The organism is Streptomyces sp. NPDC047853 (assembly GCF_043204535.1).
In the GTDB taxonomy this organism is placed as follows: domain Bacteria; phylum Actinomycetota; class Actinomycetes; order Streptomycetales; family Streptomycetaceae; genus Streptomyces.
In genome coordinates, this window is sequence record NZ_JBIDCI010000018.1 from 118,908 (window position 1) to 144,687 (window position 25,780).

General features: G+C 72.4%; 27 protein-coding genes. 6 read left to right on the forward strand and 21 right to left on the reverse strand.

What is annotated here, in order from left to right; genetic code table 11:
- Window position 1 precedes the first annotated feature (1 nt).
- The 4 genes from ACGF5T_RS28685 to ACGF5T_RS28700 form a co-directional block, all read right to left on the reverse strand.
- Window positions 2–568: a helix-turn-helix domain-containing protein gene (locus ACGF5T_RS28685; protein WP_361016124.1), complete on the reverse strand. Its 567-nt coding sequence runs from the start codon at window positions 566–568 to the stop codon at window positions 2–4.
- A 64-nt stretch (window positions 569–632) separates the two neighbouring features.
- On the reverse strand, window positions 633–2,216 hold the full coding sequence (locus ACGF5T_RS28690; RefSeq protein ID WP_366766253.1) for a TROVE domain-containing protein: 1,584 nt from the start codon (window positions 2,214–2,216) through the stop codon (window positions 633–635).
- Between the two features lie 478 nt (window positions 2,217–2,694).
- Window positions 2,695–4,161 (reverse strand): alkaline phosphatase PhoX, encoded by a 1,467-nt coding sequence (locus ACGF5T_RS28695; RefSeq protein ID WP_356607797.1) that lies wholly within the window; start codon window positions 4,159–4,161, stop codon window positions 2,695–2,697.
- 285 nt (window positions 4,162–4,446) lie between these two features.
- The gene (locus ACGF5T_RS28700; RefSeq protein WP_356607799.1) at window positions 4,447–5,874 is read right to left on the reverse strand and encodes a hypothetical protein; all 1,428 of its coding nucleotides are present in this window, start codon (window positions 5,872–5,874) and stop codon (window positions 4,447–4,449) included.
- A gap of 308 nt (window positions 5,875–6,182) precedes the next feature.
- Here ACGF5T_RS28700 and ACGF5T_RS28705 point away from each other — a divergent pair, with 308 nt between their 5' ends.
- Window positions 6,183–8,006, forward strand: coding sequence for an endonuclease/exonuclease/phosphatase family protein (locus ACGF5T_RS28705; protein WP_366766252.1), 1,824 nt, complete (start codon window positions 6,183–6,185; stop codon window positions 8,004–8,006).
- A 22-nt stretch (window positions 8,007–8,028) separates the two neighbouring features.
- Here the strand turns inward: ACGF5T_RS28705 and ACGF5T_RS28710 are convergent, their stop codons facing one another.
- From ACGF5T_RS28710 to ACGF5T_RS28720, 3 genes are all read right to left on the reverse strand, one after another.
- Entirely contained in the window at window positions 8,029–8,733 is a 705-nt protein-coding gene (locus ACGF5T_RS28710) for an antibiotic biosynthesis monooxygenase (RefSeq protein WP_366766251.1), read from the reverse strand.
- A gap of 172 nt (window positions 8,734–8,905) precedes the next feature.
- A complete protein-coding gene (locus tag ACGF5T_RS28715) occupies window positions 8,906–9,436 on the reverse strand; it encodes a DUF3618 domain-containing protein (protein WP_356607805.1) in 531 nt (176 codons plus the stop codon).
- The gene (locus ACGF5T_RS28720; protein WP_356607807.1) at window positions 9,433–9,852 is read right to left on the reverse strand and encodes a phage holin family protein; all 420 of its coding nucleotides are present in this window, start codon (window positions 9,850–9,852) and stop codon (window positions 9,433–9,435) included. Before ACGF5T_RS28720 ends, ACGF5T_RS28715 begins: the two co-directional genes overlap by 4 nt.
- Before the next feature lie 154 nt (window positions 9,853–10,006).
- On the opposite strand from ACGF5T_RS28720, the gene dapA reads away from it, so the two are divergent.
- On the forward strand, window positions 10,007–10,930 hold the full coding sequence (gene dapA, locus ACGF5T_RS28725) for a 4-hydroxy-tetrahydrodipicolinate synthase (protein WP_361016109.1): 924 nt from the start codon (window positions 10,007–10,009) through the stop codon (window positions 10,928–10,930).
- On the opposite strand, the gene ACGF5T_RS28730 is transcribed toward dapA, so the two are convergent.
- From ACGF5T_RS28730 to ACGF5T_RS28785, 12 genes are all read right to left on the reverse strand, one after another.
- Window positions 10,915–11,145: a hypothetical protein gene (locus ACGF5T_RS28730; protein WP_356607811.1), complete on the reverse strand. Its 231-nt coding sequence runs from the start codon at window positions 11,143–11,145 to the stop codon at window positions 10,915–10,917. The genes dapA and ACGF5T_RS28730 overlap by 16 nt on opposite strands.
- A gap of 319 nt (window positions 11,146–11,464) precedes the next feature.
- Window positions 11,465–12,454, reverse strand: a complete 990-nt coding sequence (gene dapD / locus ACGF5T_RS28735; protein WP_356607813.1) for a 2,3,4,5-tetrahydropyridine-2,6-dicarboxylate N-succinyltransferase — start codon at window positions 12,452–12,454, stop codon at window positions 11,465–11,467.
- Window positions 12,455–12,552: 98 nt separating this feature from the next.
- On the reverse strand, window positions 12,553–13,098 hold the full coding sequence (locus tag ACGF5T_RS28740) for a TetR family transcriptional regulator (protein WP_366766250.1): 546 nt from the start codon (window positions 13,096–13,098) through the stop codon (window positions 12,553–12,555).
- The gene (locus ACGF5T_RS28745; RefSeq protein ID WP_366766249.1) at window positions 13,098–13,418 is read right to left on the reverse strand and encodes a multidrug efflux SMR transporter; all 321 of its coding nucleotides are present in this window, start codon (window positions 13,416–13,418) and stop codon (window positions 13,098–13,100) included. Before ACGF5T_RS28745 ends, ACGF5T_RS28740 begins: the two co-directional genes overlap by 1 nt.
- Window positions 13,419–13,515: 97 nt before the next feature.
- Entirely contained in the window at window positions 13,516–13,848 is a 333-nt protein-coding gene (locus tag ACGF5T_RS28750) for a metal-sulfur cluster assembly factor (RefSeq protein ID WP_064727279.1), read from the reverse strand.
- On the reverse strand, window positions 13,845–14,315 hold the full coding sequence (sufU, locus tag ACGF5T_RS28755; protein WP_356607819.1) for a Fe-S cluster assembly sulfur transfer protein SufU: 471 nt from the start codon (window positions 14,313–14,315) through the stop codon (window positions 13,845–13,847). The genes ACGF5T_RS28750 and sufU overlap by 4 nt, the downstream gene beginning before the upstream one ends.
- Window positions 14,316–14,332: 17 nt before the next feature.
- A complete protein-coding gene (locus tag ACGF5T_RS28760; RefSeq protein WP_356607821.1) occupies window positions 14,333–15,589 on the reverse strand; it encodes a cysteine desulfurase in 1,257 nt (418 codons plus the stop codon).
- Entirely contained in the window at window positions 15,586–16,350 is a 765-nt protein-coding gene (sufC, locus tag ACGF5T_RS28765; RefSeq protein ID WP_356607823.1) for a Fe-S cluster assembly ATPase SufC, read from the reverse strand. Before sufC ends, ACGF5T_RS28760 begins: the two co-directional genes overlap by 4 nt.
- A gap of 7 nt (window positions 16,351–16,357) precedes the next feature.
- Window positions 16,358–16,675, reverse strand: a complete 318-nt coding sequence (locus tag ACGF5T_RS28770) for a non-heme iron oxygenase ferredoxin subunit (protein ID WP_356607825.1) — start codon at window positions 16,673–16,675, stop codon at window positions 16,358–16,360.
- A complete protein-coding gene (gene sufD, locus ACGF5T_RS28775) occupies window positions 16,672–17,856 on the reverse strand; it encodes a Fe-S cluster assembly protein SufD (RefSeq protein ID WP_361016099.1) in 1,185 nt (394 codons plus the stop codon). Before sufD ends, ACGF5T_RS28770 begins: the two co-directional genes overlap by 4 nt.
- Before the next feature lie 58 nt (window positions 17,857–17,914).
- Window positions 17,915–19,336, reverse strand: a complete 1,422-nt coding sequence (gene sufB, locus ACGF5T_RS28780) for a Fe-S cluster assembly protein SufB (RefSeq protein ID WP_003976894.1) — start codon at window positions 19,334–19,336, stop codon at window positions 17,915–17,917.
- Complete coding sequence (locus ACGF5T_RS28785) at window positions 19,333–20,094, reverse strand: winged helix-turn-helix transcriptional regulator (protein WP_366766248.1); 762 nt, start codon at window positions 20,092–20,094, stop codon at window positions 19,333–19,335. Before ACGF5T_RS28785 ends, sufB begins: the two co-directional genes overlap by 4 nt.
- Window positions 20,095–20,254: 160 nt before the next feature.
- On the opposite strand from ACGF5T_RS28785, the gene ACGF5T_RS28790 reads away from it, so the two are divergent.
- The 4 genes from ACGF5T_RS28790 (at window position 20,255) to ACGF5T_RS28805 (ending at window position 24,065) form a co-directional block, all read left to right on the forward strand.
- On the forward strand, window positions 20,255–21,043 hold the full coding sequence (locus tag ACGF5T_RS28790) for an AAC(3) family N-acetyltransferase (protein ID WP_366766247.1): 789 nt from the start codon (window positions 20,255–20,257) through the stop codon (window positions 21,041–21,043).
- Between the two features lie 250 nt (window positions 21,044–21,293).
- On the forward strand, window positions 21,294–22,217 hold the full coding sequence (locus ACGF5T_RS28795) for an ABC transporter ATP-binding protein (protein ID WP_366766246.1): 924 nt from the start codon (window positions 21,294–21,296) through the stop codon (window positions 22,215–22,217).
- On the forward strand, window positions 22,214–22,987 hold the full coding sequence (locus ACGF5T_RS28800) for an ABC transporter permease (RefSeq protein ID WP_366766245.1): 774 nt from the start codon (window positions 22,214–22,216) through the stop codon (window positions 22,985–22,987). The genes ACGF5T_RS28795 and ACGF5T_RS28800 overlap by 4 nt, the downstream gene beginning before the upstream one ends.
- A 55-nt stretch (window positions 22,988–23,042) precedes the next feature.
- Complete coding sequence (locus ACGF5T_RS28805) at window positions 23,043–24,065, forward strand: COX15/CtaA family protein (RefSeq protein ID WP_366766244.1); 1,023 nt, start codon at window positions 23,043–23,045, stop codon at window positions 24,063–24,065.
- A 25-nt stretch (window positions 24,066–24,090) separates the two neighbouring features.
- Here the strand turns inward: ACGF5T_RS28805 and ACGF5T_RS28810 are convergent, their stop codons facing one another.
- Complete coding sequence (locus ACGF5T_RS28810) at window positions 24,091–25,197, reverse strand: amidohydrolase family protein (RefSeq protein ID WP_366766243.1); 1,107 nt, start codon at window positions 25,195–25,197, stop codon at window positions 24,091–24,093.
- Between the two features lie 81 nt (window positions 25,198–25,278).
- The gene (locus ACGF5T_RS28815) at window positions 25,279–25,611 is read right to left on the reverse strand and encodes a hypothetical protein (protein ID WP_356607841.1); all 333 of its coding nucleotides are present in this window, start codon (window positions 25,609–25,611) and stop codon (window positions 25,279–25,281) included.
- Window positions 25,612–25,780: the final 169 nt, after the last annotated feature.

Below are 25,780 nucleotides of genomic sequence, written 5' to 3' on the forward strand. Positions count from 1 at the left end.
CCTACGCCCGCAGACCGCCCCACACCAACGACAGGTACCGGCGCACGGACCCGCCCTCCGCCTCCGCCGACTCGGCGGCCGTCACCACCCCGTGCACCAGCCGCAGCACCTCGATCGGCTCGACGTCCGCGCGCAGCGTGCCCTCGTCCCGGGCCGCCCGGACCAGCCGCGCCACCGCGCCCCGCAGGCAGTCGCCGCACGCCCGGTCCGCCGCCGGACCGTCCTGCGTGACGGCCGTGCCCAGCAGCGCCCCGAGCCCCCGGACCTGGAGCATGCCGGCGGCGAGTTCCTCGAGCCACGCGAGCAGCGCCTCGCCCGGCGGGAGTTCTCCCGCGATGACGTCGGCGCGTGCCGCGATCGCCTCGATCCGCTCCAGGCAGGCGGCCTCCAGCAACGCCCGCCGGGTCGGGAAGTGCCGGTACAGCGTGCCGACGCCGACCCCGGCCCGCCGGGCGATGTCGTCCAGCGAGGCGCCCTCGCCGTGCTCGGCGAAGGCCTGAGCCGCCACCACGAGCAGCCGCTCCCGGTTGCGCCGGGCGTCCGCACGCATGGGCCTGACCTGCGCCATACCGCCACTCCCCGCCCACCAGGCAACCTTTGGCGCACCCTACCGCGCGGCGTCCGCGGCCGGCTCAGGCCGCCCAGGGCCAGTCGGCGTCCCGGGCCGCCTCCAGCAGGGGAACCATCCGGAAGGCGGCGTCCGACAGACCGCCGAAGGTGTGCCGGTTGTCCCTGCCGGACGGGCCGTGGCCCGCCCGGTGTCCGGCGAGGTTCCAGGTGTAGACCGGGACGCGCTCCGGAACCTGCTCGGTCGGGTCGCCGTGCCGGTTGTACGCGTACTGCTCGTCGGTGACGATCAGCACCCGGTCGTGCTTCCGGTAGTGCCGCCGGACCGCCTCGGTCGTGTCGGTGCCGCCCAGGTCGCCGAAGCGCTCCAGAATCCTCAGCACCGACTCGCCCCTGCGGTACCCCACGCGGTTGCTCGACGTACCGAACTCGACGAGGTCCGCGTCGGCCGCCCGCAGCGCGAGCGCCGTACCGAAGACCGCCGCCGCGTCGGCCCGGTTGAGCTCCGAGCGGTCCGACAGCCGCGAGAAGAACATCGAGCCCGAGCGGTCCACGAGGACCAGCGTCCGGCCGGGCAGCGCGGGCACGTTGGCCAGCGAGTGGCCGAGCGCCTGCTCCAGCGGGTAGGACCAGCGCAGCGAGGGCGCGTGCCGGTACGCGGCGAGGTAGCGGAACGGGAACTGCCGCGAGCGCGCCACCTGCTCCGGGTCGCTGATCCGCGCCGCCACCCGGGCCGCGACCTCGTCCGAGACCCCGGCCTCGTCGAAATTGCGCAGGTTACGGGTCAAGGCCATCGCCCCCATGGACGGGATCACGGCCTCCCAGGCCGCCTTGTCCATCGGCCCCTGGAGCCAGCCCGCCAGCATCTCCCAGGTGATGCCCGCCGCCGCGAGCCGCTCGGCACCGCCCGGCGCCGTGAGGACCGCTCGCCGCCGGCCGACGGGCAGCGCCATCAGCTCGCGGTGCGCGGTCAGCAGGTGGTCCGAGGCGGGCGGCACCGCGGTCTCCGGGTGGTGCCGGCGGTCCAGCGCGTACCGGAACAGCTCGCCCTGCCACGGCTTGTCCGGGTCCGGCGCCGCGTGCACCAGGTTGAGGACGTCGCCGAAGCGGTAACCCCTGGACGCGGTGTCGTACTTGAGCAGCGACCTGCCGTGGTAGAGCCGCCGTACGGCGTCGGCGATCCCCCGCTTGACCGGCTTGGGCACGGCACGGCCGTACCTCGACGTCCAGTAGGCGAGCAGCTCGCCGGGCTCGTCGGGCCGCTGGAGGACGGAGGCGACGACCTGCCGGCCCATGGGGCCGTCGGTGGCGCCGGCGTCGAGGCGTGCCTTGACGTACTCGGCGGCTCCGACGATCGAGGCGGTGCGCAGGTTGCCCTCGCCGCGCAGCCAGCCGAGCAGGCCGGCCGTCCAGGACGGGTCGGTGACGGCGAGGTCGCGCACGAGCGCGGTGAAGCGGTCGTCGCGGGCGGCACCGGCCTCGTAGAACGTCTGCTGGGTCACGAAGTTGGTGACCGCCAGGAGGAAGAGTTCCGAGCGCGGGTCGCGCTCGCGGCCCCGGCCGCCCTCGTAGGTGCGCAGTACGCGCCCCGTCGACGTCACCCGCGAGGCGGGCTGCGCCTTCGCCGCCCTGGTGTTGAAACGCGCCATCGTGAATTCCCCCGAATTCTTTTCGGTGGAAGGCGCGACAGAAGGAGGGTGCCCGAGGTCGAGGTCGGCGGCGGAGAAAGTCGGACGTGTCTTCCGTTTCCACCACGTCGGCCCGGAGCCGACGACGGGATTCGAACCCGCACCCCTTTCGGGATCCGATCCTGAAGTATCCGCCGCCTGCGCACCGGGCACCACCGTCTGTCGCGCCTCCCGAGATCTGTTCGGCCGCGGCGTCTTTTTCGATGAGAACGAAGTAGCCGCGGCCCGCGCACCGGGAGGTGCGGGAAGTTCTGGGTGTCCAGAGTTCAGGTCGGCGGAACCGACAAGGTGCTCCAACCCCTGAGCTACACCGGCGCGTGGTGCCGGTGACGGGACTCGAACCCGTGGCCGCCCCATTATCAGTGGAAGTAGGTCCTGCCTTCGCACCTGGACGTGCATCACTCTAAAAGGGCGGCCACCGCTCGGGCGAGCGAATTAACTAGCGGCGCTTCTGCCGCTTCCACGGTCCGGTGATGGCCAGCATGATGCCCGGGTCCTGGATGTTGGCGTAAAGGGTCCTGCCGTCGGGCGAGAAGGTGACGCCGGTGAATTCGCTGTACTCGGGCTCCTCCTCCGATCCGACGTTGAGGTCGTTGCGCGCGATGGGGTACGTGCGGCCGCTGTCGGTGGCGCCGAACAGGTGCTGGACGCCGTCGCCGTCCTCGGCGATGACGAGGCCGCCGTACGGGGAGACGGTGATGTTGTCCGGCCCGTCGAAGGCGCCGTCGGCCGACGGGTCGGCGTTGACGCCGAGGAGGACCTTGAGGGTGAGGGTGCGGCGCTTGGGGTCGTAGAACCAGACCTGGCCGTCGTGCGGGCGGCCGGGGCTCTCGTCACGGGCGTAGGAGGAGACGATGTAGGCGCCGCCGTCCGCCCACCACATGCCCTCCAGTTTGCGGGCGCGGGTGACCTGTCCGGCGGTGAACTGCTTGCGCACGGAGGTGGTCCTGGCGTCGCGGTCGGGGACGTCGACCCAGTCGACGCCGTAGACCGTGCCGGTCCGCGTCGCGCGGGAGAGGTCGTCGACGAACTTGCCGCCGGAGTCGAAGCACTTGAAGGCCTGGAGGACCCCGGCGTCGTCGGCGAGGGTGCGCAGCCGGCCGCGGCCGTGCCGGAAGCCCTCCGGCGGCGCCCAGCGGTAGAGGAGGCCGTTGGGTCCGGAGGCGTCCTCGGTGAGGTAGAGGTGGCCGCGCCTGGGGTCGACGACGACGGCCTCGTGGGCGTAGCGGCCCAGCGCCTTGATCGGCTTCGGGTCCCGGTTGGCGCGGCGGTCCTCGGGGTCGACCTCGAAGACGTAGCCGTGGTCCTTGGTCATCCCCTCCTCGCCGGCCTTGTCCTCGGTCTCCTCGCAGGTCAGCCAGGTGCCCCACGGGGTGCTGCCGCCCGCGCAGTTGGTGGCCGTGCCGGCGATGCCGACCCATTCGGCGACGTGCCCGCCGCGGCGGACCTCGACGACCGTGCAGCCGCCGGCGGCGGCCGGGTCGTAGACGAGGCCCTCGGTGAGCGGGACGGGGTGCGGCCAGTCGTCGCGGTGTCCGCCGAGTTCGTGGTTGTTGACGAGGAGGGTGGTGCCGCGCGGGCCCTCGAAGGCGGCGGTGCCGTCATGGTTGGAGGGGGTGAACTCGCCCGACTCCAGCCTGGTCCGGCCGCAGTAGGTGACGATCTCGTAGCGGAAGCCCTCGGGCAGGGCGAGGATGCCGTCCGGGTCGGGGACCAGCGGTCCGTAGCCGACGCCGTGGTCGTGCCCGTGTCCGTGGCCTGCGCCGTGCTCCTCCCCCGCGCGCTCGGTGTCCGTGGACGCGAGGGCGTTCGGGGCGGTGGCGAGGGCGCCGACGCTGCCCGCCAGCACGACCCCGGCGCCGGTGAGCGCGGATCGGCCGGCAAAGTCCCTGCGGGTGAGCGACATGGTGTCTCCTGTGACGGTGGACGTGCCGTGGAGGGTGGCGGACCTCGGTTCGGCGTCACGGTCGCGCCCCCGCCTGAACGGTGAGCCCGCGCGTGCCTGAACGGGAGTTGAACTGGGGGCGACCTCTCCCGGCGCCGTCCACCGGGCCGCGCGGGGGCCCGGCGACCGCCCCACCGGAGTGCGCCAGGGCGGCCACCCGGAGAGGACCCGCCGGGAGCGGGAGGGCGCGCACGGTGCCTAGGTGCCCGCCCTGCGCGGGCGGTTCTCCGTCAGGGCCCCGCGCGGTCAGCCGCCGTGTTGGGAGCGTGCCTTGAAGGCGGCCTTGCGGGCCTCCTTGGCGATCTTCTTGTCGGGGTGCAGCCGCCCCATCGCCTCCAGGACGTCCGGCGTGGCCGGGTGGTCCACCCGCCAGACGGTGTCGAAGAAGCCGCTGTGCTGCCGCGCCAGACCCTCCACCAGGGCGCGCAGTTCCTCGGAGTTGCCCTCGGCCGCGAGCTGGGCGGCCACGGTGTCGATGGTCAGCCAGAAGACCATCTCCGGCGGCGGGGCCGGGACGTCCCGGGCGCCGTGCTCGGTCAGCCAGACCCGGGCCAGGCCGCCCAGTTCGGCGTCGTCGAGGACCTCCCGCAGCGCGGGCTCCGCCTCGGTGCCGACCAGCGCCAGCGCCTGCTGGCAGCGCAGTCGGCGCAGGGGCGCGCCGGGGTCGGAGCCCCGGGCCGCCGCGAGGAGTTCACGGGCTGCGGTGAGCGGGCCGCGGCCGGCCAGCCACAGCTCGGTCTCGGCGTGCGCCGCGGCCGGCGGGAAGGAGGCCGTGCCGTCCAGCAGCGCGTCGGCGCCCTTGTCGGAGAGGTCGCCGACGGCGGGCGCGTCGAAGCCGGCCTCCAGCAGCCGGGTGCGCAGTCCGTACAGCCCGAGCGGGGTGAGCCGGACCATGCCGTAGCGGGCGACGTCGGTGTCGTCGACGGGCGCCGCGGGCTCCTCGTCCGCGTCGGCCATCAGCGCCTCGTCGACCGGCCGGTAGGCGACGAGGCCGACGGGCTCCAGCAGCCGGAACCGGTCGTCCAGCCGCATCATGGCGTCGGACACCTGCTCCAGCACGTCGTTGGTGGGCTCGCCCATGTCGCTGGGCACGATGACGGAGGCGGCCAGCGCGGGCAGCGGCACCGGCGTGTCGCCCGGGCCGTCCTCGCCGACGGCGAGCAGGTAGAGGTTGCCGAGCACCCCGTCGAGGAACTCGGCCTCGGCCTCCGGGTCCCAGTCGAGGGACGACAGGTCGACCTCGCCGCCCTCGGACATCGCGTCGACCAGGTCGTCGAGGTCGGGCACGCTCGCGTCGGCGAGCACCCCCTCCAGGGCGGTGAGCCACACCCCGAGCACGTCCTGCGGGGAGCCCGAGGTGAGCAGGGCGAGGTCCTCGCCCTGGGTGACGGTGCCCGCCTCCTCGTCGGTGATCTCGACGAGCCCGGTGTCCACGGCGGTCCGCCAGGCCTCGCTCGCGTGGGCCGCGGCGTCGTCCCCGGTCAGCCCCAGCTCCTCGGCCGCCGCCGGCACCTGCTCCTCGACGAGCCCGCCCCCGGCGTCGACACGGGTGTCCGGGCCGGCCCAACGGGCCAGCCGCGCGGCCCGGGCGAGCACCGGCGTGGACAGCGCGTCGCCCGCCAGCTCGGCTTCGGGACGCAGCCGTGCGGGCGGCAGGGTGGAGCTGTCTGACATCGCCTGTTTTCTCCTCGCGCGCCTGGACGGCCGTGCGGCCGCGCCTCGACGGCCGTACGGCCATCCGGGCGCCGTACGGCTCGGCCGCTCAGCCTAGACGGGTTTCACCCCATGCCGCCCGGTTCATCTCTCCGACGGGTGGAGTACATGGCCGAAACCTTGACAACCGGCTTGGCCAGGCAGGAGATTGACGCGCGTAGAAAGCGGGGGGACAAGTGTTCACTCAGGCCCACGTGTGCCCTGTGACCCCTCGCGCCCCACGTCCCACCCTCGTCCCGGCGCTCTGTCACGTCCCCGGAGGGATTCCGTTGGCCAGCAAGTCCTCGGCGCGCCTCGCCGCGCTCACCGTCGCCGCCGTCTGCTCGGTGACGTCCACCGTCGTACTCACCTCGCCCGCGCACGCAGACTCCGTCCGCGTCCACGACATCCAGGGCACCACCCGCCAGTCGCCGTACGCGGGCAAGCAGGTCACGGACGTGGCCGGAATCGTCACCGGCGTACGCGGCTACGGTTCCCGGGGCTTCTGGATCCAGGATCCGAGTCCGGACGCCGACCCGGCCACCAGCGAGGGTGTCTTCGTCTTCACCAACTCCGTCCCGAAGGTCGCCGTCGGTGACGCGGTCACCGTCTCCGGCACGGTCACGGAGTACGTCCCCGGCGGCACATCCTCCGGCAACCAGTCGCTGACCGAGATCACCCGCCCGACGTTCACCGTCGTCTCCAGCGGCAACCCGGTCCCGGCCGCGACGACCGTGTCCGCCCGGTCCGTACCGCGCGCGTACGCCCCCGAGGGCGACGCGGACGCGGGCGGCTCGGTGGGCGGGCTGACCCTGCGGCCGGCGAAGTACGCCCTGGACTTCTACGAGTCCCTGGAGGGCATGAACGTGCGGGTCTCGGACGCCCGTGTCGTCGGCGCCACCGACCCGTACACCGAGCTCTGGATCACGGTGAAGCCCCGGGAGAACGCCAACCGCCGCGGCGGCACGGTGTACGGCTCCTACGACTCCCAGAACACCGGCCGGCTCCAGATCCAGTCGCTGGGCAGGCCGGCCGACTTCCCCGACGCCAACGTGGGCGACACCCTGGCCGGCACCACCGCGGGCCCGCTGGACTACAACCAGTACGGCGGCTACACGCTGGTCGCGAGCGAGCTCGGCGCCCTGGAGAGCGGGGGCCTGGAGCGCGAGTCGACCCGTGCGCAGAGCAGCCGCGAACTGGCGGTGGCGACGTACAACGTCGAGAACCTGGACCCGTCCGACGACACCTTCGCCGCGCACGCCGAAGCGATCGTGCGGCACTTGAAGTCGCCGGACATCGTGTCCCTGGAGGAGATCCAGGACGACAACGGCGCCACGGACGACGGCACGGTGACCGCCGGCGCGACGGTCGGCAAGCTGATCGACGCCATCGCCGCGGCCGGTGGCCCGCGCTACGACTGGCGCGGGATCGACCCGGTCGACAAGGCGGACGGCGGCGAGCCCGGCGGCAACATCCGCCAGGCGTTCCTGTTCGACCCGGAGCGGGTCTCCTTCACCGACCGTGGGGCCGGCGACGCGACCACTCCGACCGCGGTGACGAAGGTGCGCGGCAGGGCGGCGCTCACCCACTCCCCCGGCCGCGTCGACCCGGCGAACCCGGCGTGGGCGAACAGCCGCAAGCCGCTGGCCGGCGAGTTCGTCTTCCGCGGCCGGACGGTCGTGGTCGTCGCCAACCACTTCAACTCCAAGGGCGGCGACCAGGGGCTGACCGCCCAGTACCAGCCGCCGTCCCGCGGTTCGGAGACCCAGCGCCACCTCCAGGCGGCGGTCGTGAACACCTTCGTCAAGGAGGTCCTCGCCGTCCAGAAGAACGCGGACGTCATCGCCCTCGGCGACATCAACGACTTCGAGTTCTCGCGGACCACCCGCATCCTGGAGGACGGCGGCGCCCTGTGGTCGGCGGTCAAGTCGCTGCCGCCGAGCGAGCGTTACTCGTACGTCTACCAGGGCAACAGCCAGGTCCTGGACCAGATCCTGGTCAGCCCGTCCGTCCGGTGGGCCGGGCGGCTGTCGTACGACAGCGTGCACGTCAACGCCGAGTTCCACGACCAGGTGAGCGACCACGACCCGCAGGTGCTGCGCTTCCGTCCGTGACCGGCGTGCGGTGGGGGCGGGTTCAGCGGGGCACGAGGCCGAGGGCGTGGTCGTAGCGGTTGACCGTGCTGCTCCTGAGGCCCGGCCAGCGCTGCACCCGCTCCCACCGCGCGGTCGCCGAGCCGACGCCGTCGCCGGGAGCGGCGAGGGCGTCGATGTGGGCCCCGGCGCTCTCCCACTCCGCGTAGTTGAGGATGCGGGTGCCGTCGGTGCTGAGGTGGAAGTGGGCGGAGATGCCCCCGGGGTGCGGCTCCGGCTCGCTCGCCAGGGCGTCGAGGACCGCGTCGACCCAGGCGCGCTGCCGCTTCGGGTCGGGACCCTCGAACGCGACGTCGACGATGACGACGCAGCCCGGGACGGCCGCCGCGCCCCCGTCCCGGGTGAGGCTGCGGTACCGCCGGTACCGGCCGAGCCCCAGCCGCTCGATGCCCGGGACGGCGGTGTCGATCTCGTCGACGCGTTCCTGCCGGTGGGTCTTCACGAAGGACTCGTAGGCCCCCTCGCTCGTCCACTGCGAGTGGTGCAGCAGGGTGCTGCCGTCGTGACCGGTGTAGACGTGGTAGCTCTTCAGGTCGTCGGCGGGCCAGGGGCGGTTCTCCCAGGTGCGGGCGATGGCCTCCACGGTCTGCCGCTGCCGTTCGGGGGTGCGCACGCGCCAGGTGCTGAAGAAGGGCGCCCGGACGTCGGTACGGAGGAGTTCGGGGTGGGCGTCGGTACGGCGGGTCATGCCGGCCTCCGGTGGTCGGTGATCCCCGGATGCGTGCGCACCGGGTGCGTGCACCACCCTCCGACCTCGACCAAGGTTGAGGTCAAGCGCCTTCCGGTGCGGACGTGCGCGAGGGGCCTCCGGCCGGGAGGCCCCTCGTCGTGACGCCGGCAGCGGTGCCCCGTGACGCCCGTCAGCAGGGACCCTGACGCCGGCGCCGCAGTACGACGCCCGCCACGACCACCGCGCCGGCCGCTGCCCCGGCGACCAGCACCGCACGGGGATGTCCGAGCCCGGCCCGGACGGCACCGCGCGCCCGTTCCGGCACCCGCTGCTGCGCGGCGTGCCCGGCCTGGCCTGCCTTCTCCTGCACGGCGTGCCCGGCCTGCCCGGCCTTCTCCTGCGCCGTGTGTCCGGCCCGGCTCGCCTTGTGCTGCGCCCGGTGACCGGCGCGGCCCGCCTTGTGCTGCACGGTGTGCCCGGCCTGCGCGGCGGAACTGCGCAGCTGCACGGTCATGGCGCCGGCCTTGTCCCGGAGGTCGGCGGCCCGGGCCTTGGCACGGCCCTTCACGTCCGCCCTGCCCGCCAGCTCCTCCACGGTGTCGCCGAGGTCGCTGCGGGTCTGCTCGATCTGCCTTCGCAGTTCGTCGGGCCCCTTGGCCCCGCCGGTCGGCTGCGCGGTGGAACCGGCCCTGGTGCCGTCCCCGCTCGTCGCGTCGGTCATCGATGCGCCCTTTCCCTGATCACATCCACGTCGGTCCTGACGCTGCCGAGGGTCTCCTCGGGCTTGGGCGGTGCGGCGCGGCGCAGCTGGGAGCGGCCGGTCATGGCCAGCACGCCCGCGATCACGAAGAGCACCGCCGTCACGATGAGCGCCGCGGCCCAGACGGGCAGCACCAGCGAGAGCGCGGCGACACCCGTACCGGCGAGGGCGATCAGACCGACGTACGCGATGGCGCCCGCGGCGCCCAGCATCCCGCCGCCGCGCCCGACGCGTTTGCCCTTCTCGGCCAGCTCCATCTTGGCGAGGGCCACTTCCTGGCGCACGAGCCGGGAGAGCTGTTCGGTGGCCTGACCGACGAGCTCGCCCACGGAGTGGTGTTCGTCGTGCACTGGCCTGGTGTGCATGGTCCCGGTCACGGTTCCGCCTCCTCTCGGTTCGGAGCCACCCGGGTACCCGCGCCGACCGTCGCTACCCTCTCCCTCTCGACCGCCCGACCGCGCAGCGTTCCTTAGAGATACCTCGTAGAGGAATTAAGTGGAGCTAAACGATCCGCGCGCCGAGACTACTGCCATGACGACAGCCGACCGCCCCGCCCCACCCCCCTTCGGCCGCACCCTGTGCGCCATGGTCACCCCCTTCACCGAGGCGGGCGCCCTCGACCTCGACGGCGCCCGGCGGCTCGCCGACCGGCTGGTGGCGCGGGGCTGCGACGGACTGGTGCTGTCCGGCACCACCGGCGAGTCGCCGACCACCACGGACGCCGAGAAGACGGCGCTGATCACGGCGGTGCGGGAGGCCGTCGGGGACCGGGCGGCGCTCGTCGCCGGGGTGGGCACGGCGGACACGCGGCACACGGTGGAACTGGCCCGGGCCGCCGAGAAGGCGGGCGCGGACGGCCTGCTGGTGGTGGCGCCGTACTACAGCAGGCCCCCGCAGGACGCCCTGGAGGAGCACTTCCGGGAGGTCGCGGACTCCTGCGGGCTGCCGCTCGCGCTCTACGACATCCCGGGCCGCACCGGCACCCGCATCGAGCCCGACACCCTCGTGCGCCTGGCCGGGCACCCCCGGATCGTCGCCGTCAAGGACTGCTCCTACGACCTCCTCGGCACCCAGCGCGTCCTGTCCCGCACCGACCTGGCGTACTACGCGGGGTGCGACGAGCAGGTCCTCGCCCTGTACGCGATCGGGGCGATCGGGTACGTCAGCACGGTCGCGAACGTCGTACCCGAACTGTTCCGGGCCGTCCTCGACGCCTTCGACGCGGGGGACACCGGGCGGGCCGCCCTGCTCCAGCGGCGGGCGATCCCCCTCGTCGAGTCCGTCATGGCGGCGGGCCTGCCCGGCACGGTCACCGCCAAGGCCCTCCTCGGCGCGCTCGGCCTGCCCGCGGGGCCGGTCCGCGCCCCGCTGCGACCCGCGGACCGGCCGACCACCGACCGGCTCCTCGCCACCTACGAGGAGCTGGTCGGCGCCACCGGTCAGCTCCAGGTGTAACCGTCCCCGAGCAGCAGCGTGTGCTCCAGCACGTCCTCCGCCGGGTCGTCGATCTGGCCCACGTGCACGTTGAGGAGGCCGACCCGGGGTCCGTTGTGCGAGCCCGTGGTGGTCTCGTCGGCGTGCGCGGCCCCCGCCGCCCCCCAGCACACCAGCACCGCGGCGCCCGCCCCGGCCAGCAGGCGCGCCACGGTCCTCGACCGTTCGTTCGTCATACCAGGCCCTCGTTTCGTCGGATCGGCTTCTGATCGGACCCTGCGTCCACCCGTTCATCCGCCGGGACCACCCCGAGGACACGGGAGATCATCCGTACGTGCGGGGGGCGCTCGAAGCACGCGCCGCTATTCCGTTGGCGGGACACCACCCCGCCCGCCTGCGGTCGCGCGGTGGGCAGAACGGACCGGCCGACCAGACACGCGTCATCGCGCTGCTGAAACGCCACCGGGCCCCGAAACGCTGAGCGCCCCCGCACCGGGCCCGGCAGGGCACCGCCACGGGGGCGACTCGACCGTCACACGAACCGGCCGCGGCCGGTCAGTTGTGGCTGTGCAGGATCTCGTTCAGGCCGCCCCACACCGCGTTGTTCGGGCGGGCCTCGACCGTGCCGGTGACCGAGTTGCGGCGGAAGAGGATGTGGGAGGCGCCGGACAGTTCGCGGGCCTTGACGACCTGGCCGTCGGGCATGGTCACGCGGGTGCCCGCGGTGACGTAGAGGCCGGCCTCGACCACGCACTCGTCGCCCAGCGCGATGCCGACGCCCGCCTCGGCGCCGACCAGGCAGCGCTCGCCGATGGTGATGCGCACGTTGCCGCCGCCGGAGAGGGTGCCCATCGTGGAGGCGCCGCCGCCGATGTCGGAGCCGTCGCCCACGACGACGCCCGCGGAGATGCGGCCCTCGACCATCGAGGTGCCGAGCGTGCCGGCGTTGAAGTTGACGAAGCCCTCGTGCATGACCGTGGTGCCCTCGGAGAGGTGCGCACCGAGGCGGACGCGGTCGGCGTCGGCGATGCGGACGCCCTTGGGGGCCACGTAGTCCGTCATGCGGGGGAACTTGTCGATCGAGGTCACCTGGAGGTGCAGGCCCTCGGCGCGGGCGTTGAGGCGGACCTTCTCGACGTCGTCGACGGCGACCGGGCCGAGCGAGGTCCAGGCGACGTTGGCGAGGTGGGCGAAGACGCCGTCCAGGTTCTGGCCGTGCGGCTGTACCAGGCGGTGGGAGAGCAGGTGCAGACGCAGGTAGACGTCGTGCGTGTCGACCGGCTTCTCGTCCAGCGAGGAGATGACCGTGCGGACCGCGACCACCTCGACGCCCCGGCGGGCGTCCGGACCGACCGCGGCGGTGGCGCCGCCGCCGAGCAGCTCCGCGGCCTGTTCGGCGGTGAGGCGCTCGGTGCCGGACGGTCCGGGCTGCGCGGACAGTTCGGGGGCCGGGAACCAGGTGTCGAGAACGGTGCCGTCGGCGGCGATCGTGGCGAGGCCGGCGGCCACGGCGCCGGTGGTGCGGGGAGCAGTCGTGTCGGTCATGAGGGCAACCTAACCGGCCGCCGCCCGCGGAAGCGAGCCGACCCCGTGGCCGTCTCGCGTGCCGGGCGGCGCGGGGCGTGCGGGCGCCGGCCGGCGGGTCACCGGCCGGCGCGGACGACCCGCGCCAGGACCTCCCTCGCGTACGCCTCGTCGTACGGCGTGTCCGTCAGCAGCACCTGGAGACAGATGCCGTCCAGCACGGCGACCAGGGCCCGCGCGGTGACGGGGTCCGTGCGGTCGGCGAGGAGGGCGCCGACGCCCTGCGCCCACTCGGCCGCGACCGGGCGCAGCGCGGGACGGCGCAGGGCCGCCAGGTACAGCTCGTACTCCAGCTCCACGCCCGTGCGGTCGCCCGCCAGCCACGCGCCGAGGACCCGGGCCAGCTCCCCGGGCAGGTCGGCGTCCGGGTCGGACAGGGCCGGGTGTGCGGCGACCACCTTGGCGAAGCCCTCGCCCGCCTGGCGGAGGGCGGCGACGAGGAGTTCGTCCAGCGTGGCGAAGTGATACGTCGTGGAGCCCAGCGGGACGTCCGCCTCGGCGGCCACGGAACGGTGGCTCAGGCCGGCGATGCCCTTGCGCCCCACCACCCGGATCGCCGCGTCGATGATCCGCCGGCGCCGCTCCGGGTCGTGGCGCCGGGTCATCAGTGCGCGCCGCCCAGGTTCAGCACGACCACGCCGACGATGATCAGCGCGATGCCGGTGGCCTTGACCGCGGTCATCCCCTCCCCCAAAAACACCACGCCGATGGCGGCGATGGCCGCCGTGCCGACGCCCGCCCAGATGGCGTACGCGGTGCCGACGGCGAGGGTCTTCAGGGTCTGGGCGAGCAGCGTGAAGGAGAGGACGTAGGCGAGGGCCGTCAGGAGGGACGGGACGAGCCTGGTGAAGCCCTGGCTGTACTTCATGGCGGTGGTGCCGGCGACCTCGGCGGCGATGGCTCCGGCCAGGAGCAGGTATCCCATGTGTACGAGCGTACATAACGACACCGACCGCGGACGCGAGAACGGCGGCACCCGAAAGGGTGCCGCCGTCGTCGCGAGGTGCGCCTCGAACGCTGGATCAGACGTTGAAGCCGAGCGCGCGCAGCTGCTCGCGGCCGTCGTCCGTGATCTTGTCCGGGCCCCACGGCGGCATCCAGACCCAGTTGATGCGCAGCTCGCTGACGAGGCCGTCCGTGGCGGACTTGGCCTGGTCCTCGATCACGTCGGTGAGCGGACAGGCCGCCGACGTCAGGGTCATGTCGATGGTCGCGATGTTGGCGTCGTCGATGTGGACGCCGTAGATCAGCCCCAGGTTGACGACGTCGATGCCCAGCTCGGGGTCCACGACGTCCAGCAGGGCCTCGCGGACCTCCTCCTCGGAGGCCGGCTTCATTTCCACGGTCTCAGTCATGCCGTCGTCTCCTTCTCGGCGTCGGCGCCGTCCAGTGCCTGGGCCGTCGCGTCCTTCCAGGCCATCCAGCTCAGCAGGGCGCACTTGACCCGGGCCGGGTACTTCGAGACCCCGGCGAACGCGACCGCGTCCTCCAGGACCTCCTCCATCGCGTCGTCGGGCTCGATCCTGCCCTTGGACTGCATCAGCTCCAGGAAGGTCTCCTGGATCCGCCGCGCCTCAGCGAGGTCCTTGCCGACCAGCAGCTCGTTCAGCACGGAGGCGCTCGCCTGGCTGATGGAGCAGCCCTGGCCCTCGTACGACACGTCGCTGATCGTCGTGCCGTCGTACTTCACGCGCAGCGTGATCTCGTCGCCGCACGTCGGGTTGACGTGGTGGACCTCGGCGTCGCCCTCCCGCAAGCCCCGCCCGTGCGGGTTCTTGTAGTGGTCCAGGATCACTTCCTGGTACATGGAGTCCAGCTTCATGCTCTTCGCTCGTCCCGTCAGCCGAAGAAGTTCCGTACGTGCTCCAGGCCGTCGACCAGTGCGTCGATCTCGGCCGGCGTGGAGTACAGATAGAACGACGCTCGCGTGGTCGCAGGAATTCCGTAGCGCAGGCAGACGGGGCGGGCGCAGTGGTGGCCGACCCGGACCGCGATGCCCTGCTCGTCGAGGACCTGGCCCACGTCGTGCGGGTGGATGTCGCCGAGCGTGAAGCTGATCGCCGCGCCGCGCTCCTCGGCCGTGGTGGGGCCGATGATGCGCAGGTCGGGGACGTCCGCGAACCGCTTCACCGCGTACTCGGTGAGTGCGTGCTCGTGGGCGAAGATCTTGTCCATGCCGATCGACTGCAGGTAGTCGATGGCCGCGCCCAGCCCGACCGCCTGCGCGATCGGCGGCGTGCCCGCCTCGAACTTGTGGGGCGCCGGGGCGTACGTCGAGGAGTGCATCGAGACCGTCTCGATCATCTCGCCGCCGCCCAGGAACGGCGGGAGGTCCTCCAGCAGCTCCTGGCGGCCCCACAGCACGCCGATGCCGGTCGGGCCGCACATCTTGTGGCCGGTGAACGCCACGAAGTCGGCCTGGAGGGCCTGGACGTCCAGCGGCATGTGCGGCGCGGCCTGGGAGGCGTCGACGCAGACGAGCGCGCCGACCTCCTGGGCGCGGCGCACGATCGCCTCGACCGGGTTCTGGGTGCCCAGGATGTTGGAGACCAGCACGAAGGAGACGATCTTCGTCTTCTCGGTGATGACCTCCTCTATGTTCGAGAGGTCGAGGCGGCCGTCGTCGGTCAGACCGAACCAGCGGAGCTTCGCGCCGGTGCGCTGCGCGAGCAGCTGCCACGGCACGATGTTGGAGTGGTGCTCCATCTCCGTGATGACGATCTCGGTCTCGTGGTCCACGCGGTAGGGCTCGTCGGCCCAGCCCAGCATGTTGGCCACGAGGTTGAGGGACTCCGAGGCGTTCTTGGTGAAGATCACCTCGTCGCGGGAGGGCGCGTTGATGAACTCCGCGACCTTGTCGCGTGCGCCCTCGTACAGCGCCGTGGCCTCTTCGGCGAGGACGTGCACGCCCCGGTGGACGTTGGCGTTGTAGCGCTCGTAGTACTCACTGAGCGCGTCCAGCACCTGCCGCGGCTTCTGGCTGGTCGCCGCGTTGTCCAGGTACACGAGCTTGCGCCCGTCGTGGATCTGGCGGTCCAGGATGGGAAAGTCCTTGCGGATCGCCTCGGTGTCGAGGAGGCCCGGCAGCTGTGTCACGCGGATACGCCACCCTTCGTGTATGCCTCGTAGCCCTCGGCCTCCAGCTTGTCGGCCAGCTCGGGGCCGCCCGACTCGGCGATGCGGCCGTTGGCGAAGACGTGGACGTGGTCGGGCTTGATGTAGCGCAGGATCCGCGTGTAGTGCGTGATCAGCAGGGTGCCGACCTCACCGGTCTCGCGGATGCGGTTGACGCCCTCGGAGACGACGCGCAGGGCGTCGACGTCGAGGCCGGAGTCGGTCTCGTCGAGGATCGCGACCTTCGGCTTGAGCAGCTCGAGCTGGAGGATCTCGTGCCGCTTCTTCTCACCGCCGGAGAAGCCCTCGTTGACGTTGCGCTCGGCGAAGGCGGGGTCCATGTTGAGGCGCTCCATGGCCTCCTTGACCTCCTTCACCCAGGTGCGCAGCTTGGGGGCCTCGCCGCGGACGGCGGTGGCGGAGGTGCGCAGGAAGTTGGAGACCGAGACGCCGGGGACCTCCACCGGGTACTGCATGGCGAGGAAGAGGCCGGCGCGGGCGCGCTCGTCGACGGACATCTCCAGGACGTCCTCGCCGTCGAGGGTGACGGTGCCCGCGGTGATCGTGTACTTGGGGTGACCCGCGAGGGAGTAGGCGAGGGTCGACTTGCCGGAGCCGTTCGGGCCCATGATGGCGTGCGTCTCGCCCTGCTTCACGGTGAGGTCGACGCCCTTGAGGATCTCCTTCGTGGCGTTGTCGGCCTCGACGGTGACGTGCAGGTCTCGGATTTCAAGCGTTGCCATGGGTGCCTCAGGACTCCTGGGTGAGGGAGACGAGCACGTCGTCCCCTTCGATCTTTACGGGGTAAACGGGGACGGGGCGCGTCGCCGGAAGACTGTCGGGCTTGCCGGACCGGAGGTCGAAGCGCGAGCCGTGCAGCCAGCACTCGATGTGGCAGTCGTCGACCTCGCCCTCGGCGAGCGAGACGTTCGCGTGCGAGCAGATGTCGTTGATCGCGAAGATCTCGCCCTCGGTCCGCACGACGGAGATCGGCGTGCCGTCGAGTTCCACCCGCTTCGGGGTGTCCTCCTCCAGCTCGTCCGCTCCGCAGACGCGTACGAAGGTCATGCGACCGACGCCTCCAGCTCCTCTTCGATCTTGACGAGCAGACGCTCCTCGATGTCCGGGACACCGATCTGCTGGACCAGTTCGGCGAAGAAGCCGCGGACCACCAGGCGGCGGGCGTCGATCTCGGGGATGCCGCGCGCCATCAGGTAGAAGAGCTGCTCGTCATCGAAGCGGCCGGTCGCGGAGGCGTGGCCGGCGCCGACGATCTCGCCGGTCTCGATCTCCAGGTTCGGCACCGAGTCGACCCGCGCGCCGTCCGTGAGGACGAGGTTGCGGTTCATCTCGTAGGTGTCGGTGCCCTCGGCCGCGGCCTCGATGAGCACGTCGCCGATCCAGACGGCGTGCGCGTCGTCGCCCTGGAGCGCGCCCTTGTAGACGACGTTGGACTTGCAGTGCGGGACGTTGTGGTCGACCAGGAGGCGGTGCTCCTGGTGCTGGCCCCGGTCGGTGAAGTACAGGCCGAACAGCTCGGCCTCGCCGCCCGGACCGGCGTACGCGACCCGGGGGTGCAGCCGGACCAGGTCGCCGCCGAAGGTGACCACGAAGGACTTGAAGGTGGCGTCCCGGCCGATCAGCGCGTTGTGCTGGCCGACGTGCACGGCCTTGTCGTCCCAGTCCTGGACGGAGACGACGGTCAGCTTGGCGCCGTCGCCGAGGACGTAGTCGACGTTGGCCGCGAGGACCGCGTCACCGGTGTGGTCGATGACGACGACGGCCTCGGCGAAGGCACCCAGCTCGACGACCTGGTGGGCGTAGGCGGTGCCGCCCTCGCCGTGCACCCTGATGCGGATCGGCTCGGTGAGGACCGTCTCCTTGGGGACGGTGATCACGCCGGCCTTCTCGAACGCCGAGTAGGCCTGGGCGGCGACCCGGTCCACCGGGGTGCCGGCCCGCCCGATGCGCGCGTCGTCGCGGCCGACAGTCTCGACGACGACGGCCTCGGGCGCGTCGACGTCGACCTTCACGCCGTCGCCGGTGGCGACCGCGGTGCCGTCGTGCAGCCCGCGCAGCCGCTCCAGCGGGGTGAACCGCCACTCCTCCTCGCGGCCGTGCGGGACCGGGAAGTCCGCCACGTCGAAGGACGCGGGCGCGCTCATGCGCGTGGCGACGGTCGACTCGGCGGCCACCGCGATCGTGCCCGCGGTGGTGGACCCCACGGGGATGTTCTGAGCCTCAGCCATGGCTGTCGGTCTGCTCTCTTCCTACGTCAGAAATCTGGCGACTGCTTCGGGGCGGGTCTTAACCGACCGCGCCTTCCATCTGCAGCTCGATCAGCCGGTTGAGCTCCAGGGCGTACTCCATGGGCAGCTCCTTGGCGATCGGCTCGACGAAGCCGCGCACGATCATCGCCATCGCCTCGAACTCGCTCAGACCACGGCTCATCAGGTAGAAGAGCTGGTCCTCGGAGACCTTGGAGACCGTCGCCTCGTGGCCCATGGACACGTCGTCCTCGCGGACGTCGACGTACGGGTAGGTGTCGGAGCGCGAGATCGTGTCGACGAGGAGCGCGTCGCACAGCACGTTCGACTTGGAGCCGTGGGCGCCCTCGCCGATCTCGACGAGACCGCGGTAGGAGGTGCGGCCGCCGCCGCGCGCCACGGACTTCGAGACGATGTTGGACGAGGTGTTCGGCGCCATGTGGACCATCTTGGAGCCGGCGTCCTGGTGCTGGCCCTCGCCCGCGAAGGCGATGGAGAGGGTCTCGCCCTTGGCGTGCTCGCCCATCAGGTAGACGGCCGGGTACTTCATCGTCACCTTGGAGCCGATGTTGCCGTCGATCCACTCCATGGTCGCGCCCTCGTACGCCACGGCGCGCTTGGTGACCAGGTTGTAGACGTTGTTCGACCAGTTCTGGATGGTCGTGTAGCGGCAGCGGGCGTTCTTCTTGACGATGATCTCGACCACGGCGGAGTGCAGGGAGTCCGACTTGTAGATCGGAGCCGTGCAGCCCTCGACGTAGTGCACGTAGGCACCCTCGTCGACGATGATCAGGGTCCGCTCGAACTGGCCCATGTTCTCCGTGTTGATTCGGAAGTAGGCCTGGAGCGGGATCTCGACGTGCACGCCCTTCGGCACGTAGATGAAGGAGCCGCCGGACCACACCGCGCTGTTCAGCGAGGCGAACTTGTTGTCACCGACGGGGATGACGGTCCCGAAGTACTCCTTGAAGAGCTCCGGGTGCTCCTTCAGCGCCGTGTCGGTGTCGAGGAAGATGACGCCCTGCTCCTCCAGGTCCTCGCGGATCTGGTGGTAGACGACCTCGGACTCGTACTGGGCGGCGACACCGGCGACGAGGCGCTGCTTCTCCGCCTCGGGGATGCCGAGCTTGTCGTACGTGTTCTTGATGTCCTCGGGCAGGTCCTCCCAGGACTCCGCCTGCTTCTCCGTGGAGCGCACGAAGTACTTGATGTTGTCGAAGTCGATGCCCGACAGGTCCGAGCCCCAGTTCGGCATGGGCTTCTTCTCGAAGAGGCGCAGGCCCTTGAGGCGGAGCTTGGTCATCCACTCCGGCTCGTTCTTCTTGGCGGAGATGTCGCGGACGACGTCCTCGTTGATGCCGCGCTTGGCAGAGGCGCCGGCCGTGTCGGAGTCGGCCCAGCCGTATTCGTACTTGCCCAGGCCCTCGAGCTCAGGGTGAGCAGTCTCCGTGGGGAGAGTCATGCGGGGTTCCTCCCGGCCGTGCTTGCAGATGCGTGAGCGGTGTTCGTGGGCGCCTGCGCCGCGGGGGGCGGCGCGTGCGAAGTCTTCGGAATGAACGTGGTGCAGACCCCGTCGCCGTGCGCGATGGTCGCGAGCCGCTGTACATGCGTACCGAGCAGCTCGGCGAAGAATTCCGTCTCCGCCTCGCACAGCTGCGGGAACTGCTCGGCGACGTGCGCGACCGGGCAGTGGTGCTGGCACAGCTGCTCGCCCTGCTGGGGGTGGGGCGCGCTCCGCGCGACAGCAGCGTACCCGTCCGCGCTCAGGGCCTTGGCCAGCGCTTCCGTGCGCCGGTCGGGGGCGGCCGCCTCGACCGCCTTGCGGTACGCACCCGCCTGTCCGGCGATCCGGGCCCGGGCGAAGGCAGCGATCGCCTGCTCCCCGCCCTCCTGCTCGGCGATCCAGCGCAGGGCGTCCGCGGCCAGCTTGTCGTACGACTGGTCGAAGGCGTCCCGGCCGCAGTCGGTGAGCGCGAAGACCTTGGCGGGTCGCCCGCGCGTGCGCGTGCCGTAGACCCGCTGTTCGCGGGGTTCGACCACGTCGTCGGCGACCAGCGCGTCGAGATGGCGCCGGACGGCCGCCTGGGTCAGGCCCAGACGCCCGGCGAGCGCGGCGACGGTCGACGGCCCGTGGTCCAGGATGGAGCGCGCGACGCGGTTGCGGGTGGACCGCTCACCGGTCGCGAGTTCCTCCTGCGGAGCCTCGCCAACGTTTTTCACAACGCCATTGTTGCGTAATTCCTCCGGGACGGGCAACCCGCGTCGCGATCATCGGACGGTGCCCTGCGTCACTTAGGTATACCTAATCTGACCTGCGGAAACGATCTTTGATCGATCAATCCGGTGGCGCCCCGGACGGGTCTGCGGGACACTCCGCGACATGCCCGCACCCCCTCCCACCGGCCCACTCGTCACCCGGGGCACGATCGCCGCCGGACTGCGCGAGATGGGTGTGCGCAGCGACGACACGCTCCTCGTGCACTCCTCCCTCAGCTCCCTCGGATGGGTCTGCGGCGGGCCCGTCGCGGTCGTCCAGGGGCTGCTCGACGCGCTCGGACCGGACGGCACGCTGGTGGTCCCCACGCAGACCGGCGACCTCTCGGACCCGGCCCTGTGGAAGAGTCCACCGGTGCCCGAGGAGTGGTGGGACACCGTCCGCCGGGCGATGCCGCCCTACGATCCCCTGATCACGCCCTCCCGCGGGGTCGGGGTGGTCCCCGAGACCGTGCGCACCTGGCCGGGCGCCCTGCGCAGCGCGCATCCGCAGACGTCCTTCGCGGCCCTCGGCCCGCGCGCCGCCGAGGTGGTCGCCGGGCACGCGACCGACTGCCGGCTCGGCGAGCGCAGTCCGCTGGCGACCCTGGAGCGGCTGGGCGCCCGGGTACTGCTCATGGGCGCCGGCTACGAGGCGTGCACCGCCTTCCATCTCGCCGAGTACCGGATCGCCTCGCCGGTGGTGGAGGTGGGGCGGCCGGGCCCGGTGGGCTGGGAGCGGGTGACCGAGGTGTCGATCACCTCGGAGCGGTTCGACGAACTGGGGCACGACTTCGAACGGGACCGGCCGGTGGGGCGCGGACGGGTCGGCGCCGCCGTCGCCCGGCTGTTCCCGCTGGCCGACGCGGTCGCCTACGCGGAGCGCTGGCTGCCGGTGCACCGGCCGCGGACGTAGGGGCGCGGGTGCAGGGGCGCGGTTTGGCGGGCGGCGGTGCGGTGTCCGCCCCGGCCGCGTGCGCCGGCCGCCGCCCTGCGCTCGGGCCGCGTACGAAGACGCTCGGGTACGACACCCCGGCCGCCCCCTTCCGTTCCGCGCCGCCGGACGCCCCCGCGTGCGCCCCCGGCGGGCGGTGCGCCGCCCCCTGCGGAGGAGATCCCGCACCCCCGCGCCCGGGCCCCCGGCCGCGTACCTAGACTCGTGTCCCATGCGAAGCGAGCCCGTGGTCCAGGTCCAGGCCCTGGTGAAGCGGTACGGCACGAAGACCGCGGTGGACGGCCTCGACCTGGTGGCCCGGGCGGGTGTCACCGCCGTGCTCGGCCCCAACGGGGCGGGCAAGACGACCACGGTGGAGACCTGCGAGGGATACCGGAAGCCGGACTCCGGCACCGTGCGCGTCCTCGGCCTGGACCCGGTGCGGCAGCGCGCCGAGCTGCGTCCCCGCATCGGCGTGATGCTCCAGTCCGGCGGTGTCTACTCCGGCGCCCGCGCCGACGAGATGCTCCGCCACGTGGCGAAGCTGCACGCGCACCCGCTGGACGTGGACGCGCTGATCGAGCGGCTCGGGCTCGGCTCGTGCGGCCGGACCACGTACCGCAGGCTCTCCGGTGGCCAGCAGCAGCGGCTCGCCCTCGCGATGGCCGTGGTCGGCCGCCCGGAGCTGGTCTTCCTGGACGAGCCGACGGCCGGCCTGGACCCGCAGGCCCGCCGCGCCACCTGGGACCTCGTGCGGGACCTGCGCGGCGACGGCGTCGCGGTGATCCTCACCACCCACCACATGGACGAGGCCGAGCAGCTCGCCGACGACGTCGCCATCATCGACGCCGGCCGGGTCGTGGCCCAGGGCTCCCCGGAGGAGCTGTGCCGCGGCGGCGCCGAGAACACCCTGCGGTTCTCCGGCCGGCCCGGACTGGACGTCGCGTCGCTGCTCAAGGCGCTGCCCGCGGACTCCACGGCGGCCGAGCTGACCCCGGGCTCCTACCGTGTCAACGGCAAGATCGACCCCCAGCTGCTGGCGACGGTGACCTCCTGGTGCGCCCAGCACGGGGTGATGCCGGACCGGATCTCGGTGGAGCGGCACACCCTGGAGGACGTCTTCCTGGAACTGACCGGCAAGGAACTGCGCTCATGACGACGACCACCGGCACCTACACGCCGAGGCCCGGTGCCGCTCCGCTCGGCCGCATGATCGCCGCGCAGGCCGTGCTGGAGACGAAGATGCTGCTGCGCAACGGCGAGCAGCTGCTGCTGACGGTGGTCATCCCGACGCTGCTGCTCGTCCTGTTCAGCACGGTCGACATCATCGACACCGGCGCCGGCGAGGCCGTCGACTTCCTCGCCCCCGGCGTCCTGGCGCTCGCCGTGCTGTCGACGGCGTTCACCGGGCAGGCCATCGCCACCGGCTTCGAACGCCGGTACGGGGTGCTGAAGCGGCTGGCCGCGTCGCCGCTGCCGCGCTGGGGCCTGATGACCGCCAAGACGGTGTCCGTCCTGGTCACCGAGGTGCTCCAGATCGTCCTGCTCACCGTGATCGCCTTCGCGCTGGGCTGGTCGCCGCACGGCAACCCGTTCGCCGTGCTGCTGCTCCTGGTCCTCGGCACGGCCGCCTTCTCGGGGCTCGGGCTGCTCATGGCGGGCACGCTGAAGGCCGAGGCGACGCTGGCCGCGGCCAACCTGGTCTTCCTGCTGCTGCTCGTGGGCGGCGGCGTGATCGTGCCGCTGGACGAGTTCCCGGACGCTGCGCGCAGCGTGCTGGGGCTGCTGCCGATCTCCGCCCTGTCGGACGGGCTGCGGAACGTGCTCCAGCACGGGGCCGGGATGCCGTGGGGCGACGTCGGGATCCTCGCCGGGTGGGCGGTCGCGGGCCTCGCGGCGGCCGGGAGGTTCTTCCGCTGGGAGTAGGCGGGCGCCCGGTGGACGACCCCCTCGTGAAAGCATGCACAAGCGGGCGCCTACGATGGACCGCGTGCCAAACGTGACCCGTGCCGACGCCGCAGCCGCCGTGCGCAACCCGCTCGCCTTCATCGCCGCGCGCTGGACCCCGGACCCCCGGACGGTTCAACGGGCGGCCCTCGTCGCGCTCGCCATGTCGGTGGTCATCGTGATCACCGGCGGCGCGGTGCGCCTGACCGGCTCGGGCCTCGGCTGCCCGACCTGGCCCAAGTGCACCGACGACTCGCTGACCACCACCAGCGAGATGGGCTTCCACGGTGTCATCGAGTTCGGCAACCGCCTGCTGGCCTACGTGCTGTGCGCCGCGGTCGGCTGGGCGATCATCGCCGCGCGGTCGCAGAAGCCGTACCGGCGCAGCCTGACGCGGCTGGGCTGGGCGCAGTTCTGGATCGTGATGGGCAACGCGATCCTCGGCGGCATCGTGGTCCTCGTCGGCCTGAACCCGTACACCGTCGCGGCGCACTTCCTGCTGTCGAGCGCGCTGATCGCGGTCGCGACCGTGATGTGGCAGCGCACCCGGGAGGGTGACGGGGCGCCGCGCCCGCTGGTCGGCGGCTCCGTGCGCCAGCTGGTGTGGGTGATGGTCGTCGTCTCCGCCCTGCTGATCGCGGTGGGCACGGTGGTCACCGGCGCGGGCCCGCACGCGGGTGACTCCAGCGAGGTCGAGCGGATGCCGATCGACTGGGAGACGGTGAGCAAGGCGCACGCCGTGCTGGCCTGGATCGTGGTGACGCTGACCTTCGCCCTGTGGTTCGTGCTGAAGGCGGTCGACGCGCCCAAGGGCCCCCTGGCCCGCACCCGCGACCTGTTCCTGGTGCTGCTCGCCCAGGGCGTCATCGGGTACGTGCAGTACTTCACCGACCTCCCCGAGGTCCTGGTCGGACTGCACATGTTCGGCTCCTGCCTGGTGTGGATCGCGACGCTGCGGGTGCTGCTGGCGCTGCGCGAGCGGACGCCGGAGGAGGGGCTCGGAGTGTCGGCCCAGGAGGTCGGGGCGGCGCACGCGTCACCGGCCGGCCTCCGCTAGGGCCTGTCCCCCGCCCGGCCCCGGGTCACCCCAGTCCGTACACCCGCTCGGCGTTCCCCGAGGCGATCATGCCCGCCACCCGCTGCGCGTCCCCGAGCGACCACGCCCCCTCGGCCACCCAGGTGCCCAGCACCCGGCCCAGGGCGTCGCGGAACAGACGGGCGGCGACCACGTGCAGCTCGGGCAGGCCCTGGGCTCCGCTGGAGAACAGGATCTTGCCGAAGGGCGCCAGTTCCAGGATCTCCGCGAGCACCGTCGCCGCGCGGGCGCCGGTGCGCACCAGGGCGGCGCCGGAGTCGGCGTAGACGTGCGGGAAGACGCCGGCCAGGTGGGCGGCCTGACGGTGGTACGGGTAGCCGTGCAGCAGGACCAGGTCGGTGCCGAGGCCCGCGGTGGCCCGCACGAAGTCGGTGAGCAGCACCGGGTCGGTGCGGTCGATGCGCAGGCCCGGCTCGCCGAGGCCGGCGTGCAGCTGGAGCGGCAGCCCCGAGGCGACGGCGATCCACAGCAGGTGGCGCAGCAGGACGGGGTCGCTCAGTTCGCCGCCGACCTCGCGTCCGGTCAGCCAGCGGGCGGCGGCGCCGCGCACCTCGCCCGGCCCCGGGGGTTCGGGCGCGAGCGCCAGGCCGTGCCGTACGCCGGCGACCGAGGTGAAGGCGACCGCGTCGGCGGCGGCGCCGTGCACCGACTCGGCGAGGTTGGCGAGGAAGGAGTCGACGGTGCCCGAGGTGTCGGCGACCTGCTCCGCCAGCAGCTCCAGGCGCACGATCTCGTGCGTGTCGGCGTCCGCGGCACAGGCCATCTCCGCGGGGCCCGTGAGGTCACCGGGCAGCCCCGCGTCGACGAGGTAGGTCGTGATGCCGCTGCCGCGCAGCAGGCGGCGGTCCGCCTCCAGGACGCCCAGCTCGCGGCGCCGGGCCAGATAGCGGGCGGGCGGGCAGTGCGGTTCCAGGCCGAGCAGGGGCGGGCACCAGCGGCGTACCGCGAAGCCGGTCTGGGTGTCGAAGAGGGTGGTGCCCGGTGCGGGCGGTCCCTCGGTGCGGGCCAGCTGGGCCTCGAAGGTGCCGAGGCCCAGCTCCGTTCTCAGGACGCCGTGGCAGTACTGGTCCACCAGGGACGGCGTTTCGATCATCCGGGCTCCCCGTGATGGGACCGTGCGCCGCGCGGCGCGTACGCCCTGCGGCTCTCACGGTCCTAACGGGTGAACCCGGTCTCAGGTGTTGCTCGGCCCGCCCACCTGGATGCCCGCCATGCGCGACCACTCGTAGGGGCCGGTCTCCACCTTGGCCGCGAACTCGCCGTCGAAGTCCTCGTGGACGGTGATGCCCGACTTCTCCACGGCCTTGCGGGCCGTCTCGTGGGAGCGCGCGACGACGTCGCCCCAGGCGCCGTCCGCGCCGACGAGCACGATCCGGGCGCCGCGCTCACCGAGGTAGGCCACCTGGCCCTCGGCACCGCCGTGCGCCTTGGAGAAGGAGTCGATCCGCCGGGCGAGTCGGGCCGCCTCGCGCTCGGCCTTCGCGTCAACCTGCTGCGTGTCTGCCATGACCAGGATGCTACCGACGGGTAGATCGATCGGCGACGGGCGGGGGGGGGGGGGCGGGGGCCCCCCCCCCCCCCCCGGCGGGGCCCCCCCGCGACATTGTGGAGGCCGGGCGGGGGGGCCCCCAGCACCCCCTCAACCCACACCCACCAGATGTTGTTGAGCAGTGTCA

Coding starts and splice junctions, on each gene's coding strand:
- ACGF5T_RS28750 (WP_064727279.1), bottom strand. CDS start 13,848: ATGACTGAGACCGTGGAAATGAAGCCGGCCTCCGAGGAGGAGGTCCGC.
- ACGF5T_RS28810 (WP_366766243.1), bottom strand. CDS start 25,197: ATGATCGAAACGCCGTCCCTGGTGGACCAGTACTGCCACGGCGTCCTG.
- ACGF5T_RS28795 (WP_366766246.1), top strand. CDS start 21,294: ATGCGAAGCGAGCCCGTGGTCCAGGTCCAGGCCCTGGTGAAGCGGTAC.
- ACGF5T_RS28690 (WP_366766253.1), bottom strand. CDS start 2,216: ATGGCGCGTTTCAACACCAGGGCGGCGAAGGCGCAGCCCGCCTCGCGG.
- ACGF5T_RS28730 (WP_356607811.1), bottom strand. CDS start 11,145: ATGACGAACGAACGGTCGAGGACCGTGGCGCGCCTGCTGGCCGGGGCG.
- ACGF5T_RS28770 (WP_356607825.1), bottom strand. CDS start 16,675: ATGACCTTCGTACGCGTCTGCGGAGCGGACGAGCTGGAGGAGGACACC.
- ACGF5T_RS28685 (WP_361016124.1), bottom strand. CDS start 568: ATGGCGCAGGTCAGGCCCATGCGTGCGGACGCCCGGCGCAACCGGGAG.
- sufD (WP_361016099.1), bottom strand. CDS start 17,856: ATGGCTGAGGCTCAGAACATCCCCGTGGGGTCCACCACCGCGGGCACG.
- ACGF5T_RS28740 (WP_366766250.1), bottom strand. CDS start 13,098: ATGACCCGGCGCCACGACCCGGAGCGGCGCCGGCGGATCATCGACGCG.
- sufC (WP_356607823.1), bottom strand. CDS start 16,350: ATGGCAACGCTTGAAATCCGAGACCTGCACGTCACCGTCGAGGCCGAC.
- ACGF5T_RS28695 (WP_356607797.1), bottom strand. CDS start 4,161: ATGTCGCTCACCCGCAGGGACTTTGCCGGCCGATCCGCGCTCACCGGC.
- ACGF5T_RS28790 (WP_366766247.1), top strand. CDS start 20,255: ATGCCCGCACCCCCTCCCACCGGCCCACTCGTCACCCGGGGCACGATC.
- dapD (WP_356607813.1), bottom strand. CDS start 12,454: ATGACCGACACGACTGCTCCCCGCACCACCGGCGCCGTGGCCGCCGGC.
- sufU (WP_356607819.1), bottom strand. CDS start 14,315: ATGAAGCTGGACTCCATGTACCAGGAAGTGATCCTGGACCACTACAAG.
- ACGF5T_RS28745 (WP_366766249.1), bottom strand. CDS start 13,418: ATGGGATACCTGCTCCTGGCCGGAGCCATCGCCGCCGAGGTCGCCGGC.
- ACGF5T_RS28700 (WP_356607799.1), bottom strand. CDS start 5,874: ATGTCAGACAGCTCCACCCTGCCGCCCGCACGGCTGCGTCCCGAAGCC.
- sufB (WP_003976894.1), bottom strand. CDS start 19,336: ATGACTCTCCCCACGGAGACTGCTCACCCTGAGCTCGAGGGCCTGGGC.
- ACGF5T_RS28815 (WP_356607841.1), bottom strand. CDS start 25,611: ATGGCAGACACGCAGCAGGTTGACGCGAAGGCCGAGCGCGAGGCGGCC.
- ACGF5T_RS28800 (WP_366766245.1), top strand. CDS start 22,214: ATGACGACGACCACCGGCACCTACACGCCGAGGCCCGGTGCCGCTCCG.
- dapA (WP_361016109.1), top strand. CDS start 10,007: ATGACGACAGCCGACCGCCCCGCCCCACCCCCCTTCGGCCGCACCCTG.
- ACGF5T_RS28715 (WP_356607805.1), bottom strand. CDS start 9,436: ATGACCGACGCGACGAGCGGGGACGGCACCAGGGCCGGTTCCACCGCG.
- ACGF5T_RS28710 (WP_366766251.1), bottom strand. CDS start 8,733: ATGACCCGCCGTACCGACGCCCACCCCGAACTCCTCCGTACCGACGTC.
- ACGF5T_RS28805 (WP_366766244.1), top strand. CDS start 23,043: ATGGACCGCGTGCCAAACGTGACCCGTGCCGACGCCGCAGCCGCCGTG.